Origin of the sequence: Lacisediminihabitans profunda, assembly GCF_008040105.1 — a bacterium.
Lineage (GTDB): Bacteria > Actinomycetota > Actinomycetes > Actinomycetales > Microbacteriaceae > Lacisediminihabitans > Lacisediminihabitans profunda.
The window spans coordinates 19,968-37,576 of record NZ_VRMG01000007.1; the positions used below are offsets into that span (position 1 = coordinate 19,968).

A 17,609-nucleotide genomic window follows, 5' to 3' on the forward strand; every position below is an offset into this window, starting at 1 on the left:
ATCCCGCGCGTCCCGACACCTCGCGGAGGGAGATAACGGGCGCGGCGGCGGGGAAACCGCGTCGCGGAGGGGGTCACGCCTCCCGCCGCGAGGTGGTTTCCCCGCCGCGAGGAATTCCGGCGTCAAGGAGAAGCCGCTCGAGTCTGCGCGGCTGAGCGACGTGCTCGGTGAGAATCCGGGTTACACCGCATCCGACTCGGCGGAGCCTGTCCTCGCGCTTCTTCTCCTTCCACAGCACCTCAACGGGATCGCCCTTCGTGAACTCGGCCCTCGTGTACTTCGCCTTGCCGTCGAACTCCGCGACCTGCCGAGTCTCGCGCCAAAAGAAGTCCGGGACGATGAGCCCCTCGGCATCGCGGAATTCGACCTGCAGTTCGGGCGGCGCAAACCCCAGCTGATGGATGACCGCGCGGGTCGTTGACTCCCCGAACGAGTCGGAGAGCGACGTCGCGAAGCCGATCACCCGCCGGAGTTGTCTTCCGCCTGTCCTCGGGTGAAGGGACTCCAGCTCGGTGATCAGGTCCTGCACGGTGACCGCCCGAGGATTCTTCCGCCAGAGGGCCCAATCGACCGATCCAACGGCATCCGAAATGGTCGCCAGCCGCGACACGTCGAGCGCGGTGCGAGCCAGGCTAGTCACGCGGATACCGTCGATGAGCTCGATCTGCGCGGTGGCGAATCCGGCCGCGGTCTTCCTCACGCCGGGCTCGGACCTGCCGCCTCCACGCCACTCGTCGAGCATCGTCACTTCGGCTGGCCAGTCGCCGGCGATCGGCATGCCCCACACTGCGGCCGCGGAGAGTCCGGCCAGCGCACACGGTCGGGACGCCGCCGCGATCGCCGCACGAGCACGCAACAGGTGACGATCGCGGGAATCAGACTCGTCCCAGGTCGATCGTTCGACGAAGGCGCCGCGCCGTAGTGCGACGAGCAGTCCCCGCTCGACATCACGCCTCAACGCTCGCGAGTCGTCGACGTGCTCGGTGATGCGGCTGACGAGGATGAGGCCATCGCGGGCAAGGGGAGAGTAGTGCATCCGCCGAGCATCCACGAACTTCCGGTCGCCAAACCGTAGATCCCGGCGGCGGTGCAGAACTCGCGCGCGCACGCCTCGGCCGCGGAGGGGAATCTTCGGCCGCGGCGGGAGTCGTAACCCCCTCCCCGACGCCCTTACCCCGCCGCCGGCCGCCTTAACTCCCGCCGCGAGGGGACAACTCCCGCCGCGAGGTGCCGGTCTCGAGCCGACCCGCGCGCGCCTGCTGGGTCGGGGCGCGAACCCCGCGCCGCCTCCCTAGCGGGAGTAGTTCGGCGCCTCCACCGTCATCTGGATGTCGTGCGGGTGCGATTCCTTGAGCCCCGCGGCCGTGATGCGCACGAACTTGCCCTTCGCCTTGAGCTCCGGGATGGTGCGCGCACCGGTGTAGAACATCGACTGACGCAGGCCGCCGAGCAGTTGGTACGCCACGGCGGAGAGCGGGCCGCGGTACGGCACCTGTCCCTCGATCCCCTCCGGGATGAGCTTGTCGTCGGACGGCACGTCGGCCTGGAAGTAGCGGTCCTTCGAGTACGACGTCTTCTCGCCGCGGCTCTGCAGGGCTCCGAGGGACCCCATGCCGCGGTACTTCTTGAACTGCTTGCCGTTGACGAACACGAGGTCGCCCGGGCTCTCGTCGCAGCCGGCGAGGAGCGAGCCGAGCATGACGGTGTCCGCGCCGGCCACGAGCGCCTTCGCGATGTCGCCGGAATACTGCAGTCCGCCATCGGCGATCACCGGGATGCCGTGCTCCCGCGCGGCGAGGGACGCCTCGTACACCGCGGTCACCTGCGGCACCCCGACTCCGGCCACGACGCGGGTGGTGCAGATTGAGCCGGGACCGACGCCCACCTTGATGGCGTCCGCTCCGGCATCCACGAGGGCCTGCGCGCCGCTGCGGGTGGCGACGTTGCCGCCGATGACGTCGACGTGGCTCGCGACCGGGTCGCTCTTGAGCCGGCGGATGATGTCGATCACGCCGGCGCTGTCGCCGTTCGCGGTGTCGACGACCAGGGCGTCCACCCCGGCGTCGATGAGGGTCATGGCGCGCTCCCACGCGTCGCCGAAGAAACCGATCGCGGCGGCGACCCGAAGCCGACCGGAGTCGTCCTTGGTGGCGCTCGGATACATCTCGGACTTGTCGAAGTCCTTGACGGTGATGAGGCCGCGGAGCCTGCCGTCGGCATCGATGAGGGGAAGCTTCTCGATCTTGTGCTGCGCGAAGATGGCGACCGCATCATCCGGGTCGATGCCCTCGCGGGCCGTGATGAGCGGAGCACGGGTCATCACGTCTCGCACCAGAGTGGTGGCCTTCTCGAACGGCGAGACGAAACGCATGTCGCGGTTGGTGATGATGCCGACGAGACGGCCGTCGTCCTCCACCACCGGAAGACCGGAGATGCGGAACTGGCCGCACAGCGCGTCCACCTCCGCGACCGTCGCGTTCGGGGTTGTCGTCACCGGATTGGTGATCATGCCGGATTCGCTGCGCTTCACGCGATCCACCTGGTCGGCCTGATCGGCAATCGAGAGATTGCGGTGCAGCACGCCCAGTCCGCCCTGGCGGGCGATGGCGATGGCCATGCGCGACTCGGTCACGGTGTCCATGGCGGAGGAGAGCAGCGGCGCGGCCACGGTGATGCGGCGGCTCAGGCGCGTCGAGGTGTCCGCCTCGCTCGGGATGACATCGGTATGCCCGGGGAGGAGCATGACGTCGTCGTAGGTGAGCCCGATGAAACCGAAGGGGTCCGGCTGGTCCATGTGTCCTCTATTTTCCCGCGAATGCTGAGCTGAAGGTCCGGACTGCATCGAAGGATTCCGGTACTCAATATTAACCAGTTAGCGGGTCGGCTATTCCACCGGTCATAATGGCGAGACTGAAGCGTGCTCTCCGCGAAACACCGGTGACACATTCGACAACTAACGTCAATGACGACGGTCGGCCAGACTGCCCGGGAATCCCTTGCCCCGGCTGGCTCCGCCTTGGAGGTTCCGTGACACTCGCAGGTACAGCTCCCCGACGCAAGACGCGGTGGTTTGTCGTGATCTTCGCGGCGCTCGCCGCGTCCGCCTTTGTGTTCTCCAGCGCGGGAACGGCGTTCGCCGCCGATACGCCGACGCCGACGCCGTCCGCCTCGACGGCCGCCGCCCAGAGCATCGGCGTTTGGGTGCGAGTGGCCGCCGACAAGTCCAACGTCGCTGGAGTCAAGGTCACGATCACCGGTCCGAAGGGCTTCAACAGCGCGGTGGTTACGGGGGCCGACGGCAAGGCGACAGTACCCCTCGACAAGCCAGGAACGTACAAGGTGGCCCTCGACGCATCCTCCATTCCCGCTGGCGCCGGTGCGGTTCTCGGAACCAACCCGCGCGATGTGTCGGTGGGCGTGGGCAACCAGGGTGTACCCGCGTACTTCCTCCTCGGATCGGCAGCGACTACCCCGTCTCCCGGATCGACAGCGAAGCCGTCGCCCGGCTCGACCAGCTCTGGAACCTCGTTCGGCGAACTTGCCCTGCAGCGGGTGGCAACCGGCCTCATCTTCGGCCTGCTTCTCGCGCTCGCCTCCATCGGTGTTTCCCTCATCTATGGCACCACCGGGCTCAACAACTTCGCACACGGCGAACTCGTGACTTTCGGCGCTCTCGTCGGCTACATCGTCTCGGGCACGATGCACCTTCCAGGCTGGCTCGGCATCCTCGCGGCCCTCGTGTTCGGCGGCGTCTTCGGCTATCTGCAGGACCTCGGGCTGTGGAAGCCGCTGCGAAAGAGGGGCGTGGGCCTCATCCCCCTGATGATCGTGAGCATCGGGCTCTCACTCGCGTTGCGCTATATCTATCAGTTCGTCTTCGGCCCTGGGCTGCTCGTCACGCCGAGCGATAACAGTTCCTTCCTCACTCTCGGGCCCGTCCACCTGAGGTTCACGGATGTCTCCAGTCCGGTCGTCTGCATCGTGGTGCTTCTTCTCGTGGCCTTCGCACTGCTTCGGACCCGCATCGGAAAGGCGACCCGCGCGGTGTCCGACAACCGATCCCTCGCGGCAGCGACGGGCATCAACGTGGAGCGGGTCATCCGAATCGTCTGGGTCGCCGGTGGCGCGCTCGCCGGGCTTTCGGGCGCCCTGATCGGCTACTACCAACCGATCAACTGGGAGACGGGCGGGAGCATCCTGCTGCTCATCTTCGCCGCCGTCACCCTCGGCGGCCTCGGCACCGCGTTCGGAGCGCTCATCGGTTCGCTCGTGATCGGCCTCCTCGTCGACCTGTCGACCCTCTTCATTCCGTCGAACATGAAGTTCGTCGCCGCTCTCGCAGCGCTGATCGTCATTCTGATATTCCGGCCACAGGGCATCCTTGGTCGCCGAGACCGGATCGGTTAGGGAAACTCCAATGGACTTGAACTTCATCCCCCTGGCGTTCGGCCAGATCCTCTCCCCCCTCACCGTCGGGTATGCCCTCGCAGCACTGGGGCTCGCAGTCCACTTCGGCTTCACCGGACTGCTGAACTTCGGTCAGGCCGGCTTCATGGCGGTGGGAGGCTACTTCTTCGCGATCACCACGGTGAAGTTCGACTGGCCGCTCTGGGCCTCGCTCATCGCCTGTGTCGTCGGCGCGATACTCTTCGCCCTTCTGCTCGGCATCCCGACTCTGAGACTGCGAGCCGACTACCTGAGCATCGTGACCATCGCGGCCGCGGAAATCGTGCGCTACACCGTCAAGACGCCGAGCATCAGCAATCTGACCGGTGGCTCAGACGGCATCAACGGGTCGTCGCGCGACTTCTACCGGCTCAACCCGCTGCCGGACATCCGCTACGGCTACGGCGTGCTCTCCTACAACAACAACGAGGTGTGGTCGATGATCGTGGGCTGGACCGTGGTGATCGTTGCCGCTGTGCTGGTCTGGCAGCTCATGCGGAGCCCGTGGGGCCGCATCGTCAAGGGCATCCGTGAGGACGAGGATGCGGTTCGCAGCCTCGGCAAGAATGTCACCTGGTACAAGATGCAGTCGCTGATCCTCGGCGGAGTGCTCGCCGCGCTGGGCACGGTGCTCGTCATCATCCCGACCTCGCTTCAACCGGACAATTACGGCACTCAGACCACATTCTTCCTTTACACGATCGTGCTGCTCGGCGGCGCGACCACCGTGCTCGGCCCCATCATCGGATCGATCATCTTCTGGGTCGTTCTCTCACTGTCCGACGGCATCCTGACCCTGCTCGTCTCCAACCACTTGCTGCCGATCACCTCGGTGCAACAGGGACCGATCCGGTTCATCATCGTCGGCATCGCTCTGATGCTGTTGGTGATCTTCCGGCCGCAAGGCATATTCGGCAAGAAGAGAGAGGCGCACTTCAGTGGCTGACGCGAACACGACAAGGGCCAAGCTCCAGATCGGCGAACCGGGACCGGGCGTCAAGAAGGTCGACCCGATTCTCGTTGCGCACGGCGTGAGACGCTCGTTCGGCGGGGTCAGTGCGGTCGACGTCGAGCACGTCGAGATCCCGCGGAACGCCATCACGGCGCTCATCGGACCGAACGGGGCGGGCAAGACGACGTTCTTCAACCTGCTCACCGGATTCGACAAGCCGGATACGGGCACCTGGGAGCTCAACGGCAAGAGCCTGGCCAACGTGCCGGCGTTCAAGGTGGCTCGCCGTGGCATGGTGCGAACCTTCCAGCTGACCAAGGCCCTCAGCCTGTTGAGCGTGATGGAGAACATGCGCCTCGGCGCCGGTGACCAGAGCGGGGAGCGGATTCTCACCGCCCTGTTCAGCGGCTTCTGGCGCAAGCGCGAGAAGGAGATCACCGACCAGGCGCTCGATCTCCTCACCCGGTTCAAGCTCGATACGAAGAAGGACGACTACGCAGCGAGCCTCTCCGGTGGCCAGCGGAAGCTTCTCGAGATGGCGCGGGCGCTCATGTCCAAGCCGGAACTCGTCATGCTCGACGAACCCATGGCCGGTGTCAACCCGGCCCTCACCCAGTCTCTGCTCAGCCACATCCTCGACCTCAAGAAGGAGGGCATGACCGTGCTGTTCGTCGAGCACGACATGCACATGGTGCAGACCATTGCCGACTGGGTGATCGTGATGGCCGAAGGAAAGATCGTCGCGGAGGGATATCCCGATGTCGTCATGCGTGATCCAGCCGTGATCGACGCGTACCTCGGCGCGCACCACGACACCGACCTCGGTTCGCTCACCGGTCAACTCGAAGTCGCGAAGGAACTCGGGGACTCCTTCCTGGTGAACGAGATCAGCGAGGAAATCAGCGACGAAGCGAGCTCGAAGGAGACCACCGATGGCCAGTGAGATTGTTCTGGAGACCAAGGACCTCGTCGCCGGCTACCTGCCGGGAGTCAACATCCTGAACGGGTGCAACGTGTACGTCGAAAAGGGCGAACTCGTCGGGATCATCGGGCCAAACGGTGCCGGGAAATCGACGCTGCTCAAGGCGATCTTCGGCCAGGTCGACATCCGCGGCGGGTCTGTGCTGCTCGCCGGTGACGAGATCACCGGGCTCAAGGCCGACAAACTCGTCACTCGGGGGGTCGGAATGGTGCCGCAGAACAACAATGTCTTCCCGAGCCTCACCATCGAGGAGAATCTCGAAATGGGCGTGTACCAGAAGCCCAAGATGTTCAAGGAGCGCATCGACTTCGTCACCGATCTCTTCCCCGAGCTCGGCAAGCGACTCAAGCAGCGCGCCGGCTCGCTCTCGGGAGGCGAACGCCAGATGGTTGCCATGTCGCGCGCGCTCATGATGGACCCCTCCGTGCTGCTTCTCGACGAGCCGAGCGCCGGCCTCTCCCCCGTGCGTCAGGACGAGACGTTCATCAACGTCGCCCAGATCAACCGCGCGGGCGTCTCTGTCATGATCGTCGAGCAGAACGCCCGACGAGCCCTGCAGATCTGCGACCGAGGCTACGTGCTGGACCAGGGCAAGGATGCGTACAGCGGCACCGGTCGCACGCTGATGAGCGATCCAAAGGTGATCGAGCTGTACCTCGGCACCCTCGCAACGGACCACGCGGTCACCAACTCCACACCGACCGCGGGCGGATAGCGGACGACAGAACGCAGAAGGGGCCCGGCACACAGTGCCGGGCCCCTTCTCGTGCGGCCGATAAGGCCGGACCACACAGAGGATGGGCCCCGGTCCGAGAACCGAGGCCCTTCCGTGTACTGCGTGACTACTTGGTGAGGTCGCCGAACTCGGCGGACTCGTACACGTTGTCGTTGCCCGTCGTGTACTTGTAGATGGAGATGTACGCCTGCGACGGGTCACCGTTCTTGTCGAACGTGATCGGGCCGGAGAGCCCGTCGTAGTTCGCGGCCTTGCCGTCGTTGATCAGCTTGGCGCACGCCGCGAAGGTCGTGCACTTCGTGCCGTCCTTCGACACCGTCTCCAGGTTCGCCTTGATCGTCGGGCCATCGGCCTTCTTGCCCTTCAGCGCGGCCAGGGCGAGGAGGACAGTGGCGTCGTAGGACTCGGGCGCGTAGGTGAACACCGTCAACGCCGCGTTGCCCTCCTTCTTGACGAGCGCCTGCAGCTTGGCCTGGAAGTCCTTCGAGGCGTCCACCCCCGGGACGGTGAACTGCGCGCCAGCGATGTCGGGTCCCGTGTACGTCTTGTCGATGACTCCGTAGTTGCCGTCCGTGCCGTAGAACTTCTTGAAGTCGAAGTTGTTCTTCTGCAACTCGGGGGCGATGGCCTTCAACTGGTCGAACGAGATCACGATGAGCGCGTCGGGGTTCGTCGACAGCGCCTGCGTCACCTCGGACGAGAAGCTGGTCGCCGCGGGGTCGTACGGCACGTTCTCGCCGACTTTTCCGCCACCGGCCTCGATGGCCTTCTTGGCGTTGTCGTCAAGACCCTGGCCGTATGAGTCGTTTTGGTAGATGATCGACACGTTTGTCGCGCCGTCCTTGAGCACCTTCTGGCCCAGCACGCGACCCTGAAGAACGTCAGAGGGGGCGGTGCGCCAGTAGTATCCGTCATCCGCGTAGGACGAGAATGTCGGGGAGGTGTTGGCCGGAGAGATCTCGATGACCTTGGCCTTCGTGATCTGGTCGATGATGGAGAGCGAGACGCTGGAGGACGCGGCGCCGATGATCGCGCTGACGCCATCCGCGAGCAGGGCGGTCGCAGACTGGGTCGCGATATTGGTCTTCGTGTCCCCCGAGTCCTTGTTCTCGACGGTGACCTTGATTCCGGCCTTCGCCGCGTTGATGTCTGCGGCAGCAGCCGCGACGCCAGCGAACTCGGGCGGCCCAAGCACTGCGAGGGAACCCGTCTGCGGCAGAATCGTGCCGATCTTCAGTGTGAGGTCCTTGCCGCTGGAGGTAGAGCCACCCGAGGCACAGCCGCTCAAGATGAGCGCGCTGATGCCGAGAATTGCGATACCGCTGACGGCGGACTTGAGAGACCGTGAGCGGGAGGCCGTGGCCTTCGCGAGAACGCTCATGTTGCTCCTTGCGTTGTGTGAGTTTGACGACGCGACAATGCGGGGCATTGCCGTGCTTATGAACGTATTGCTCTCGATCACGAGAAACAATACGTGTGGGTTACATCCATGTAACACGCCACAATCGTTACCTTTCGTTACCGAAGGATTATCTGGCGGATACGGCAGAGCGGTGGTTCACCCCCCGACGATATCGCCGGTCCGTGCGAATCGATTTGCGGCGTCGTACTTGTAGACGCCGAAGTGCGCGGAGGTCGGATCGCCCTTGCTGTCGAAGGCGATCGGCCCGGAGATTCCGTCGTAGTCGATGTCGGGCTGGGTCTTCAGCACGGCGACACACTCGCCGAAACTCGTGCACTTGATGCCGCCCTTCGAGACGTCGGTGAGCCGTGCCGCGATCGACGGACCCCCGGCATCGCGGGCGACGATCGCCGCGAGCGCGGCCAGAATCGTGGCGTCGTATGCCTCCGGCGCATAGGCCATGCTGCTCGTCGCGGGGTCCGCCGCCTTCACCCGGGCGGTGAAGGCGGCATCCGATCCGGCCCCGGCGAGAATGCCGTTGACCCCGGTCAAGGTGCCGGCCGGCAAAGCCTGCGAGTAGTCGGCCATGTTCTCGCCGGTGAGCCAGAGCTTCGCCCCGCCGAGGCCGGCTGCGGTCAGCGCCGTGATCACCGCCGTGTTCTGCTCCATCGCGGCGAAGGTGCTCGCGAAGACCACGGCATCCGGGGTCGCCTTTTTCACCGCGGCGACGATCGGCGCGAAATCCTTCACGGAGGGATCGAACTTCTGCGTCGCGACGAGGGAGCCGAAGCCGGCCTTGAGCCGGGAACGGAGGGAACCGAGGATCGCGGCGCCGGTCTCGTCGTCGAGGTAGACGTAGGCCACCCTGCCCTTGCCGCCGATGGCCCGCGCGATGGCGTCGCCCTCGAGCGCCGCGGAGGGAATGGTGCGGAAGAACAGTCCGGAGTCCGCCATCGTACTCAGCCGCACGGAGGTGGCGGCGGGCGAAATCATCGGGATGCCCGCGGCGGCGAGCTTCGGCGCCAGTCGCTCCGCGAGCACGGACGACGACGGGCCGATCAGCACGTCGACCTTCCGGGTCTGAAGGTCGGCGAACGACTTCTCGATGGTGTCCGTGCTGACATCGCCCGAGTCCCGGTGCAGCACCTCGACGGGCTTGCCGAGCACGCCGCCGGCCTCGTTGATCTCGCGCACGGCGGCCTCGACCGCCGCGGCCTGGGCCGGCCCCAGGTAGGCCTGCGCCCCGGTCGTGGGGAAGAGCGTGCCGATGCGCAGCACCCCGTCGCCGGTCGGCTTGACCGAGGAACTCTGAGTCCTGGTCGGCACCGGTTTCGGCGCCTCGGTCGCGCATCCGGCGACGGCGAGGCTCAGGGCCGCGGAGAGGGCGACGACGACGAGGGTGCGTGGGCTCGGCATGGGGGTCCTTAGCTGGGGATCATCCCGAACCCTACCGGTGATCAGGCCGTGATCGGCGAGGCGCGGCGCGAGCGGGACCCGGCCACGAAGACATCGATGCTCAGAACGACCAGCGCCACCCAGACCAGGGCGAATCCCGCCCAGCGCATGGGCGGCATCGCCTCGCGCAGCACGAAGGCGCCGAAGAGGAACTGCAGTACGGGCGCGAGGTACTGGATGAGCCCCATGTAGACGAGCGGCAGGCGACGCGCGGCGGCGGCGAAGAGGAGGAGGGGCGTCGCGGTGACGACTCCGGCACTGATGAGCGCGAGCGTGTGCCAGGGGCTCACCGTGCCGAAGGTGATGCCGGCGCCCGCCCCCACCACGAGGAGTTGCACGGTGGCCACCGGCACAAGCCAGGCTGTCTCGAGGGTGAGGCCGCTCACCGCGTCCACCGCGCCGCCGACGCGCTTCTTGATGAGTCCGTACAGGCCGAAGGAGAACGCGAGGGTGAGGGAGATCCACGGCAGCGCCCCGTAGTTGATCGCGAGCACGAGCACGGCGATGCCGCTGATTCCGACCGCGATCCACTGCAGCGGCCTCAGCCGTTCGCGCAGCAGCAGCACTCCGAGCAGCACCGTCACGATCGGGTTGATGAAGTAGCCGAGCGACGTCTCGATCACATGACCGCTGAGGGTGCCGTAGACGTAGACCTGCCAGTTGACGAAGATGAGGGCTGCAGCGAGACCCATCATGAGTACGAGTCGCGGCTGCTTCAGAACCGCGACGAGCTGCGGCCACTTGCGGGTGACCGTGATGATCAGGGCACAGAAGACGAGGGAGAAGAGAATGCGCCAGGCCACGATCTCGATCGCGCCGGCCGGCTGCAGCAGCAGGAAGTAGGCGGGCAGGAAGCCCCACAGCCCATAGGCGGCGACGGCGAAGATGACGCCGGAGCGCTCGTGCGAACGGGGGGAGGCAGTGCTGGTCACTGTGCGCATGCTACGGGATTTCACGGCCCGAAGATGAACGAAGGGCCCGTCCGGCGTACCGGACGGGCCCTTCGAAAGAAGCTGACTAGCGGACGACTACCGCGAGCACGTCGCGAGCCGAGAGCACGAGCAGGTCTTCCCCGCCGTACTTCACCTCGGTTCCGCCGTACTTGGAGTAGATGACCTTGTCGCCCACGGCGATGTCGAGCGGGATGCGGTTGCCGTTGTCGTCGATGCGACCTGGTCCGACCGCGACGACCTCGCCCTCCTGGGGCTTCTCTTTCGCGGTGTCAGGAATGACGAGTCCCGAAGCAGTCGTCTGCTCCGCCTCGACCTGCTTGATGACAATGCGATCCTCGAGCGGCTTGATGGAGACCGACACGGTTGACCTCTTTCTGAATGACTTTTAGAAATCTTGGGTTAGCACTTTCACTGTGAGAGTGCCAGATGTAGCTTAGCCGCGCATTAGCACTCGTGCAATCGGAGTGCCAGACCCGATTGCGTTTCGGGTCATCCCGCGCCCCTCCCCGCGGCCGAAAACGCAGGGGATTCCGCGTCAAACGGCCGCGTGCGCGCTCACATCGCACCGGGCATCCGGGATCTCCTGCGTTTTCGGATGGCGGAGCGGACGGCGGAGCGGAGCGGGGAGGATGCGGGGGTTGCCGCGATCCGTACGAGAATGGGGCGGATGGACATCTCCGAGCTGCGCGAAATTCTCTCCGCCGAGGGCCTGCGGCTGCTCGATTCCTTGCCGCCGTACGAGTCGGCCGCCGACGTGCTGAAGTCTGTGACCGAGCTGCGCAAGGCAGGGCACTCCCCCGCGATGGTCGCCGCCGTGCTGAGCCAGTCGAAGCTGCGGGGCCGGGGCGAGGCCAAGTTCGGCCCGTTCGCGTCGCGGATGCTCTTCACCGAGGCCGGTCTCGAGCAGGCGACGCGTCTTCAGGTCGCCGCCCTGCACGCCGGCCGTTTCCGGGCGGCGGGCGTGTGGCGCGTGGTCGACCTCGGCTGCGGAATCGGGGGCGACGCCATGGCGATGGCCGCCCTGGAGCTCGAGGTGACCGCCGTCGAACGGGACGAGGTCACGGCGGCGATCGCGGCCTACAACCTCGCGCCCTGGCCGAACGCCACCGTCGTCAACGCCGATGCGACAGACATCGACGTCACCGACTTCGACGCGGTGTTCCTCGACCCGGCGCGGCGCACCTCCGGGCACTCGAACACCTCGCGGGTCACCAACCCCGCCGACTACTCTCCCTCTCTTGACTTCGCCTTCGCCACGGCCGCGACCCTGCCCACCGGGATCAAGCTCGGTCCCGGAATCGACCGCGACCTCATTCCCCGGGACGCGGAGGCGCAGTGGGTGTCCGTCGATCGGGACGTCGTTGAGCTCGGCCTGTGGTTCGGCACCCTGGCCAGGCCGGGCATCCGCCGATCGGCGCTCGTGATCGGGCCCCACGGCACGGCGGAGCTCAGCGCGGACGCGGACAGCGAAGACGCCCCGACCGGCGAGCTCGGCGACTACCTCTACGAACCGGACGGCGCGGTCATCAGGGCCCGGCTGATCGGCGACCTCGCGAGGCGCCTCGACGCCACGATGCTCAGCGACGGAATCGCCTACCTCTCCTCGAACAGCGCGATCGAGACGCCGTTTGCGACCTGCTTCCGGGTGCTGGAGGTGCTTCCGTTCGACGAACGCGCGCTGCGCAAGGAGCTCGCGGCCCGCGGGATCGGGCGGCTCGAAATCAAGAAGCGCGGGGTGGATCTCGACCCGGCCGAGTTCCGCAAGAGGCTCAAGCTCAAGGGCGACAACAGCGCCACCCTCGTCGTCACCCGCGTGGCCGGCCGGCACAGCGCGCTGCTGGTGGAGCGCACCTGACGGGCCACCCGGCATGACGAAGGGCCCACCTCCCGGAGGAGGCGGACCCTTCGGCCTGCGCAATGAGACCCGGCTGACTTAGCCGGTCGTCATTCAGTAGCTGTTATTGAACGCGCCGTGGGCGCCGGCCGCGACGAAGACCACGATCCAGCCGATCAGGGCGATGATCGCGATGGCCAGGCCGATGATTCCCGTGATGATGGCGGTGAGCCAGAAGCCCCGGGCCGGGAGGCCCTCGCGCTTCCTCCCCATGATGCCGAGCACGAGCGCGGCCCCCGGGATGAAGAGCTGGAGAATCGAGCCGACGATCGGGATGAAGACGATCCAGAAGCCGAGCAGGCCGACGATACCGGCGATCATTCCGATGAGGCTCAGGGTCTTCTTGGGCGCCACGACGCCCGTCGTGCCATAGGCGGGAGCGGCGTAGCCGGCCGACGGGGGTGCCGGCGGGGTGGGGGCCGGAGGAGTCGGTGCGGCCGGCGGAGCCACCGGAGAGGCGGCCGGCTCGGGAGCTGCGGGCGGAGGCGTCGCCGGGGTCGCCGGCTGGGCTGGCGGCGGTACCGGCGGCAAGTCGCCGTTGACGGGGTCAGTCATGGGTGCTCCTTAGGGAGAGGTCGGCGGTATCAGGCAATTCTCAGCCTTTCACCGTCGTTGCGGCATGTCAAACAGCGCCACGGGCGCAATTGGCCGGCTCAGGCCTGGATGACGGTGACGGGAAGGGTCGAATCGGCGCCGAAGGAGAGATCGGATGGCGCGTGGCCGGACTCGATCAGCTGGGCGCCGAGCGCGGCGATCATCGCTCCGTTGTCGGTGCAGAGCGACAGGGGCGGAATCCTCAGCTCGATCCCGGCCGCGGCGCAACGCTCGGCCGCGACCTCGCGAACCCGCGCGTTGGCGACCACGCCACCGCCGAGCAGAAGGCGGGGCACCCCGCGATCGCGGCACGCCGCGACCGCCTTGGTGAGTAGCACGTCGGTGACCGCCTCCCGGAAGCTGGCGGCGACATCCGCGATCGGCACCTCCTCGCCGGCGTCGCGGGCGCGCTCCACCCAGCGCGCGACAGCGGTCTTGAGCCCCGAGAACGAGAAGTCGTACCGGTGCCTGTCCATGTCCTTCGGCTGGCTGAGTCCACGCGGGAAGCGAATCGCCGCCGGGTCGCCGGTGGCGGCGACCCTGTCGATCTGCGGACCGCCCGGGTACGGAAGCCCGAGCAGTCTCGCGACCTTGTCGAAGGCCTCGCCCGCCGCGTCGTCGATCGTCTCGCCGAGGAGTTCGACATCCGAGACCAGATCGCGCACCAGCAGGAGGGAGGTGTGGCCACCGGAGACGAGAAGAGCGATCGTGGGGTATTCGACGTCCTCGCCGGAGAGCACGTCGGCCCCGACGTGACCGACCAGGTGGTTGACGGCGTAGAGCGGCTTGCCGAGAGAGAGGGCGAGCGCCTTCGCCGCCGCCACGCCCACCATGAGCGCGCCGGACAGTCCGGGACCGCTCGTCACGGCGATCGCGTCAAGATCGTGGAGCGACACCTTCGCCTCGGCGAGCGCGGCCGTCAGCGCCGGGGTGAGTGCCTCGAGGTGCGCTCGCGCGGCGATCTCCGGAACGACGCCGCCGTAGCGGGCGTGCTCGTCCATGGACGACGCGATCACGTTGGCGAGGAGTGTCGTGCCACGCACGATGCCCACGCCCGTCTCGTCGCAGCTCGTCTCGATACCGAGGACGAGGGGTCCCGATGCGCTCATTCGCCGGCCGCCGACTCGGTGGTCGGCTGCGTGGTCGGCTCCGGGATGAGCAGGCGCATGACCACGGCATCCACGCCATCCGGCTGGTAGTAGGCCACCCGCACGGCGATGTCCTCGAATCCGAGGGTGCGGTAGAGCTCGTGCGCGCCGGGATTGTCCGCCCGCACCTCGAGGAACACCTCCGTGGCGCCTCGCTTGCGCGCCTCGCCGATGAGCGCCTGCATGAGCGTGCGTCCCAGCCCGGAGCGCCGTGCCGACTCGGCGACGGCGATGGTCTGGATGTCACACTCGAGAGCGCCCCTCGGCGCGAACAGGCCGGCGTAGCCGTCCAGCTCGCCCGGGAAGCCCAGGCGCTCGGCCACGAGGTAGTAGCACTGCCGGTTGATGAGGTCGCGGCGCATCGCGTCCCTCGACCACGCGTCGTTGCCGAAGGTGCCCGTCTCCAGCTCCATGATGTGGTCGAGGTCGTCGACGGTGGCGGTTCGCAGCTTCCAGGTCATCAGCTCACCCTCTTCGGGCCGGCGGAGACGGTGACGTCCGGGGCGCGCAGGTAGAGCGCCTCCGGGCCGGCGAACGCGCGCCGGTGCTGGAAGAGCCCCTCGGCGAGCAGGCCCGCGGATGCCGCGGAGACCTCGGCGGCATCGATGCGGGCGTGCCCGTCGAGGCCCAGCGTCTCGAGGCCGGCCGGGCTCTCGATGGCCGGGCCGCGTGATCGCTCGGGAAGGCCGAACTCGTCCGCCCCCGAGTAGGTGCTCCAGTAGACCTCCCGGCGTCTCGCGTCGGTGACCACGAGCAGCGGGCCGGTGTTCCCTGCCGCGTAGTGTCCCCAGGCCACGGCGTCGTGGCTCACGACGCGCACGACCGGCTTGCCGGCGCCGAACGCGAAGGCCTGGGCGGCCGCGATCCCCACCCGCAGCCCGGTGAACGGACCGGGCCCCATCCCGACCGCGACGCCGGACAGCTCCGGGATGGAGACTCCGGACTCAGCGAGCGCGAGGGCGATGAGGGTGCCGATGACCTCGGCGTGGCGACGCGTATCCGCCTCCCCCAGTTCGACGATGGTGCCGCGGTCGCGGTCGACGATTGCGACACTCGATCCGGCCGAGGTGTCGATGGCGAGAAGCATCAGGCCAGTTTAAGCCGACTCCACCGCTCACCGTGGCCGGTGATGGTGACCTCGCGCGGCTCGACGGCATCCTCGTCCTCCGCGTCGAAACCGGGAGTCGGGCCTCCGGTCGGACGCTCGATCGCCACCTCGAGCCAATCGTCGGTCACTCCGTCGAGCATGCCGGCCGCCCATTCCACGACCACGATGGATGACGCGAAGTCGATGTCGAGATCGTCCAGCTCGGCCGCCCGGCCGAGACGGTAGGCGTCCACGTGCACGAGCGGTGGCCCGCCGTGCTCCCGCGGGTGCGTTCTGGCGAGCACGAAGGTGGGGCTGGTGACGGCGCCGCGCACCCCCAGCGCCTCGCCGAGTCCGCGGGTGAGGGTGGTCTTGCCCGCCCCGAGTTCTCCGTTGAGCGCCACGAGGTCGCCGGCCCTCAGCTGTCGCGCGATCGCCGCGCCCAGAGCGGCCATCTCCTCGGGAGTGGCTATCGTCACCCGCATCAGCGGTTGGTCCGCTCGATCCGGGCGCCGAGGCGCGTGACGATCTCGTAGTTGATGGTGTCGGCGGCCGCCGCCCAGTCGTCGGCGGACGGCACACCGGTAGACGGGTCGCCGAAGAGAACTGCCCGGTCGCCCACCGAAACCCGGTTGTCTCCCACGTCCACCACGAACTGGTCCATCGCGACCCGCCCGGCGATCCGATAGGTGCGGCCGTTGATGGACACCGGTCCGCGGTTGGACGCGTGTCTCGGGATGCCGTCGCCGTAGCCGAGCGGAACGAGCGCCAGCGTCGCCTCGGTCGCCGTCCTGTGGTCGTAGCCGTAGGACACCCCGCTGCCCGCCGGTACCCGCTTCACCGAGGCGATCGTCGCGCTCAGCTCCAGGGCGGGGCGCAGGCCCAGGTCGGCGGACGTCGCGTCGTCGAACGGGGAGAGTCCGTAGGCGCCGATGCCGAGCCGCACCAGGTCGAACCGCGCCGACGGCACCCGCAGTGCGCCGGCGGTGGCGGCGAGGTGAAGCAGTTGTGGGTCGAGGCCGCTCTCACGGGCGAGGGCGATGGCGCGTTCGAAGGCCTCCACCTGAAGCAGGTCTTCGGCGGCCCCGGCGTTGGCGAGATGACTCCAGAGTCCGCGCACGCGGATGCGGCCGACCCGTTCGTGGGCGGCCGCCGCGGCGAAGAACTGCGGCCATTCGCTGCCCGAGGCGCCGTTGCGTCCGAGGCCGGTGTCCACCTTGAGCTGCACGAACGCGGTCCCGGCGGCGTGGGCGACGCGCTCGAGCTGCTCGGGGTAGCTCACCCCCAGGTCGATTCCCGCGGCGATCGCCTCGTCGAAGCTCGCCAGCGGGTCGTGAAGCCAGGCCAGCACGGGCGCGGTGATTCCCGCCGCCCGCAGGTCGAGTGCCTCGCGCATGTCCACAACGCCGAGCCAGTCGGCCCCACCCGCTAGCGCCGCCCCCGCCGCGGCGACCGCACCGTGGCCGTAACCCCCAGCCTTGACGACGACCATCACGTGCGGGGTGCCGACCGCTCGCGCGAGGGTGCCCACGTTGTGGGAGATCGCGCCGAGGTCGACTCGCGCCTCGCGCATGGGGCGGGCGGTCATCCGATGCCCTCCGCCACGACGTAGGCGACGGCGACCCCGGCGTCGTGGCTCATGGACACGTGGATGGCGGTGATCCCGCGAGCCGCCACGATTCCGGCGAGCGCGTTGTACACCTCGAACGACGGATTGCGGAGTCCGTCGGAGACGATCGCCATGTCGTGCCAGCGCACCCCGGTCGAATCGCCGATCGCCTTGATCAGCGCCTCCTTGGCCGCGAATCGCGCGGCCATCGATCGCAGCGGCCGCTTGGCGGGGCCGTCCCACAGCTCGCTGTCGGCGAAAAGCCGGTTGAGCAGCGCCGGAGTCCTGTCGGCCGCACGCTCGAACCGCGCGAGGTCGACAACGTCCACGCCGATGCCGACGATCACGTCC

General features: G+C 67.5%; 18 protein-coding genes. 5 read left to right on the forward strand and 13 right to left on the reverse strand.

Annotated elements, in window-relative coordinates; translation table 11 throughout:
- Positions 1-73 precede the first annotated feature (73 nt).
- Positions 74-1,036, reverse strand: a complete 963-nt coding sequence (locus tag FVP33_RS09490) for a hypothetical protein (protein WP_147783429.1) — start codon at positions 1,034-1,036, stop codon at positions 74-76.
- A gap of 255 nt (positions 1,037-1,291) precedes the next feature.
- Positions 1,292-2,794, reverse strand: coding sequence for an IMP dehydrogenase (gene guaB, locus FVP33_RS09495; protein ID WP_147783430.1), 1,503 nt, complete (start codon positions 2,792-2,794; stop codon positions 1,292-1,294).
- 233 nt (positions 2,795-3,027) lie between these two features.
- Between guaB and FVP33_RS09500 the strand changes: the two genes are divergently transcribed.
- The 4 genes from FVP33_RS09500 to FVP33_RS09515 are packed head-to-tail and all read left to right on the forward strand — an operon-like array spanning position 3,028 to position 7,095.
- The gene (locus FVP33_RS09500; protein ID WP_246142278.1) at positions 3,028-4,407 is read left to right on the forward strand and encodes an ABC transporter permease subunit; all 1,380 of its coding nucleotides are present in this window, start codon (positions 3,028-3,030) and stop codon (positions 4,405-4,407) included.
- A 10-nt stretch (positions 4,408-4,417) separates the two neighbouring features.
- Positions 4,418-5,392, forward strand: a complete 975-nt coding sequence (locus tag FVP33_RS09505; protein ID WP_147783432.1) for a branched-chain amino acid ABC transporter permease — start codon at positions 4,418-4,420, stop codon at positions 5,390-5,392.
- Positions 5,385-6,341, forward strand: coding sequence for an ABC transporter ATP-binding protein (locus FVP33_RS09510; protein WP_147783433.1), 957 nt, complete (start codon positions 5,385-5,387; stop codon positions 6,339-6,341). The genes FVP33_RS09505 and FVP33_RS09510 overlap by 8 nt, the downstream gene beginning before the upstream one ends.
- On the forward strand, positions 6,331-7,095 hold the full coding sequence (locus FVP33_RS09515) for an ABC transporter ATP-binding protein (RefSeq protein WP_147783434.1): 765 nt from the start codon (positions 6,331-6,333) through the stop codon (positions 7,093-7,095). Before FVP33_RS09510 ends, FVP33_RS09515 begins: the two co-directional genes overlap by 11 nt.
- A gap of 127 nt (positions 7,096-7,222) precedes the next feature.
- Here FVP33_RS09515 and FVP33_RS09520 read toward each other — a convergent pair whose 3' ends face one another.
- From FVP33_RS09520 to groES, 4 genes are all read right to left on the reverse strand, one after another.
- Positions 7,223-8,497: an ABC transporter substrate-binding protein gene (locus FVP33_RS09520; RefSeq protein ID WP_147783435.1), complete on the reverse strand. Its 1,275-nt coding sequence runs from the start codon at positions 8,495-8,497 to the stop codon at positions 7,223-7,225.
- Between the two features lie 177 nt (positions 8,498-8,674).
- On the reverse strand, positions 8,675-9,934 hold the full coding sequence (locus FVP33_RS09525) for an ABC transporter substrate-binding protein (RefSeq protein ID WP_147783436.1): 1,260 nt from the start codon (positions 9,932-9,934) through the stop codon (positions 8,675-8,677).
- 41 nt (positions 9,935-9,975) lie between these two features.
- Positions 9,976-10,914, reverse strand: coding sequence for an EamA family transporter RarD (gene rarD / locus FVP33_RS09530; protein ID WP_147783669.1), 939 nt, complete (start codon positions 10,912-10,914; stop codon positions 9,976-9,978).
- 76 nt (positions 10,915-10,990) lie between these two features.
- A complete protein-coding gene (gene groES, locus FVP33_RS09535) occupies positions 10,991-11,287 on the reverse strand; it encodes a co-chaperone GroES (protein ID WP_147783437.1) in 297 nt (98 codons plus the stop codon).
- 306 nt (positions 11,288-11,593) lie between these two features.
- Between groES and FVP33_RS09540 the strand changes: the two genes are divergently transcribed.
- Positions 11,594-12,781: a class I SAM-dependent methyltransferase gene (locus FVP33_RS09540; protein ID WP_147783438.1), complete on the forward strand. Its 1,188-nt coding sequence runs from the start codon at positions 11,594-11,596 to the stop codon at positions 12,779-12,781.
- Positions 12,782-12,874: 93 nt separating this feature from the next.
- Here the strand turns inward: FVP33_RS09540 and FVP33_RS19490 are convergent, their stop codons facing one another.
- The 7 genes from FVP33_RS19490 to FVP33_RS09575 all read right to left on the reverse strand — a co-directional run bounded on the left by FVP33_RS19490 (position 12,875) and on the right by FVP33_RS09575 (position 17,605).
- Entirely contained in the window at positions 12,875-13,375 is a 501-nt protein-coding gene (locus FVP33_RS19490; protein WP_187270654.1) for a hypothetical protein, read from the reverse strand.
- A gap of 98 nt (positions 13,376-13,473) precedes the next feature.
- The gene (gene tsaD / locus FVP33_RS09550; RefSeq protein WP_147783440.1) at positions 13,474-14,523 is read right to left on the reverse strand and encodes a tRNA (adenosine(37)-N6)-threonylcarbamoyltransferase complex transferase subunit TsaD; all 1,050 of its coding nucleotides are present in this window, start codon (positions 14,521-14,523) and stop codon (positions 13,474-13,476) included.
- A complete protein-coding gene (gene rimI, locus FVP33_RS09555; protein WP_147783441.1) occupies positions 14,520-15,023 on the reverse strand; it encodes a ribosomal protein S18-alanine N-acetyltransferase in 504 nt (167 codons plus the stop codon). Before rimI ends, tsaD begins: the two co-directional genes overlap by 4 nt.
- Positions 15,023-15,649, reverse strand: coding sequence for a tRNA (adenosine(37)-N6)-threonylcarbamoyltransferase complex dimerization subunit type 1 TsaB (gene tsaB, locus FVP33_RS09560; RefSeq protein WP_147783442.1), 627 nt, complete (start codon positions 15,647-15,649; stop codon positions 15,023-15,025). The genes rimI and tsaB overlap by 1 nt, the downstream gene beginning before the upstream one ends.
- Positions 15,649-16,134, reverse strand: a complete 486-nt coding sequence (gene tsaE, locus FVP33_RS09565; protein WP_222706678.1) for a tRNA (adenosine(37)-N6)-threonylcarbamoyltransferase complex ATPase subunit type 1 TsaE — start codon at positions 16,132-16,134, stop codon at positions 15,649-15,651. The genes tsaB and tsaE overlap by 1 nt, the downstream gene beginning before the upstream one ends.
- Positions 16,134-17,237 carry an alanine racemase gene (gene alr, locus FVP33_RS09570; protein WP_147783443.1) on the reverse strand — a complete coding sequence of 368 codons (1,104 nt, stop codon included), beginning with the start codon at positions 17,235-17,237 and terminating at the stop codon, positions 16,134-16,136. Before alr ends, tsaE begins: the two co-directional genes overlap by 1 nt.
- Positions 17,234-17,605: a holo-ACP synthase gene (locus FVP33_RS09575; RefSeq protein ID WP_147783444.1), complete on the reverse strand. Its 372-nt coding sequence runs from the start codon at positions 17,603-17,605 to the stop codon at positions 17,234-17,236. Before FVP33_RS09575 ends, alr begins: the two co-directional genes overlap by 4 nt.
- Positions 17,606-17,609 lie beyond the last annotated feature (4 nt).

Excerpts from the sequence above, each read along its gene's own strand:
- FVP33_RS19490 (WP_187270654.1), bottom strand. The coding sequence starts at position 13,375 with ATGACTGACCCCGTCAACGGCGACTTGCCGCCGGTACCGCCGCCAGCC.
- FVP33_RS09520 (WP_147783435.1), bottom strand. The coding sequence starts at position 8,497 with ATGAGCGTTCTCGCGAAGGCCACGGCCTCCCGCTCACGGTCTCTCAAG.
- FVP33_RS09525 (WP_147783436.1), bottom strand. The coding sequence starts at position 9,934 with ATGCCGAGCCCACGCACCCTCGTCGTCGTCGCCCTCTCCGCGGCCCTG.
- tsaD (WP_147783440.1), bottom strand. The coding sequence starts at position 14,523 with ATGAGCGCATCGGGACCCCTCGTCCTCGGTATCGAGACGAGCTGCGAC.
- FVP33_RS09490 (WP_147783429.1), bottom strand. The coding sequence starts at position 1,036 with ATGCACTACTCTCCCCTTGCCCGCGATGGCCTCATCCTCGTCAGCCGC.
- rarD (WP_147783669.1), bottom strand. The coding sequence starts at position 10,914 with ATGCGCACAGTGACCAGCACTGCCTCCCCCCGTTCGCACGAGCGCTCC.
- alr (WP_147783443.1), bottom strand. The coding sequence starts at position 17,237 with ATGACCGCCCGCCCCATGCGCGAGGCGCGAGTCGACCTCGGCGCGATC.
- tsaB (WP_147783442.1), bottom strand. The coding sequence starts at position 15,649 with ATGCTTCTCGCCATCGACACCTCGGCCGGATCGAGTGTCGCAATCGTC.
- rimI (WP_147783441.1), bottom strand. The coding sequence starts at position 15,023 with ATGACCTGGAAGCTGCGAACCGCCACCGTCGACGACCTCGACCACATC.
- FVP33_RS09505 (WP_147783432.1), top strand. The coding sequence starts at position 4,418 with ATGGACTTGAACTTCATCCCCCTGGCGTTCGGCCAGATCCTCTCCCCC.
- tsaE (WP_222706678.1), bottom strand. The coding sequence starts at position 16,134 with ATGCGGGTGACGATAGCCACTCCCGAGGAGATGGCCGCTCTGGGCGCG.
- FVP33_RS09515 (WP_147783434.1), top strand. The coding sequence starts at position 6,331 with ATGGCCAGTGAGATTGTTCTGGAGACCAAGGACCTCGTCGCCGGCTAC.
- guaB (WP_147783430.1), bottom strand. The coding sequence starts at position 2,794 with ATGGACCAGCCGGACCCCTTCGGTTTCATCGGGCTCACCTACGACGAC.
- FVP33_RS09540 (WP_147783438.1), top strand. The coding sequence starts at position 11,594 with ATGGACATCTCCGAGCTGCGCGAAATTCTCTCCGCCGAGGGCCTGCGG.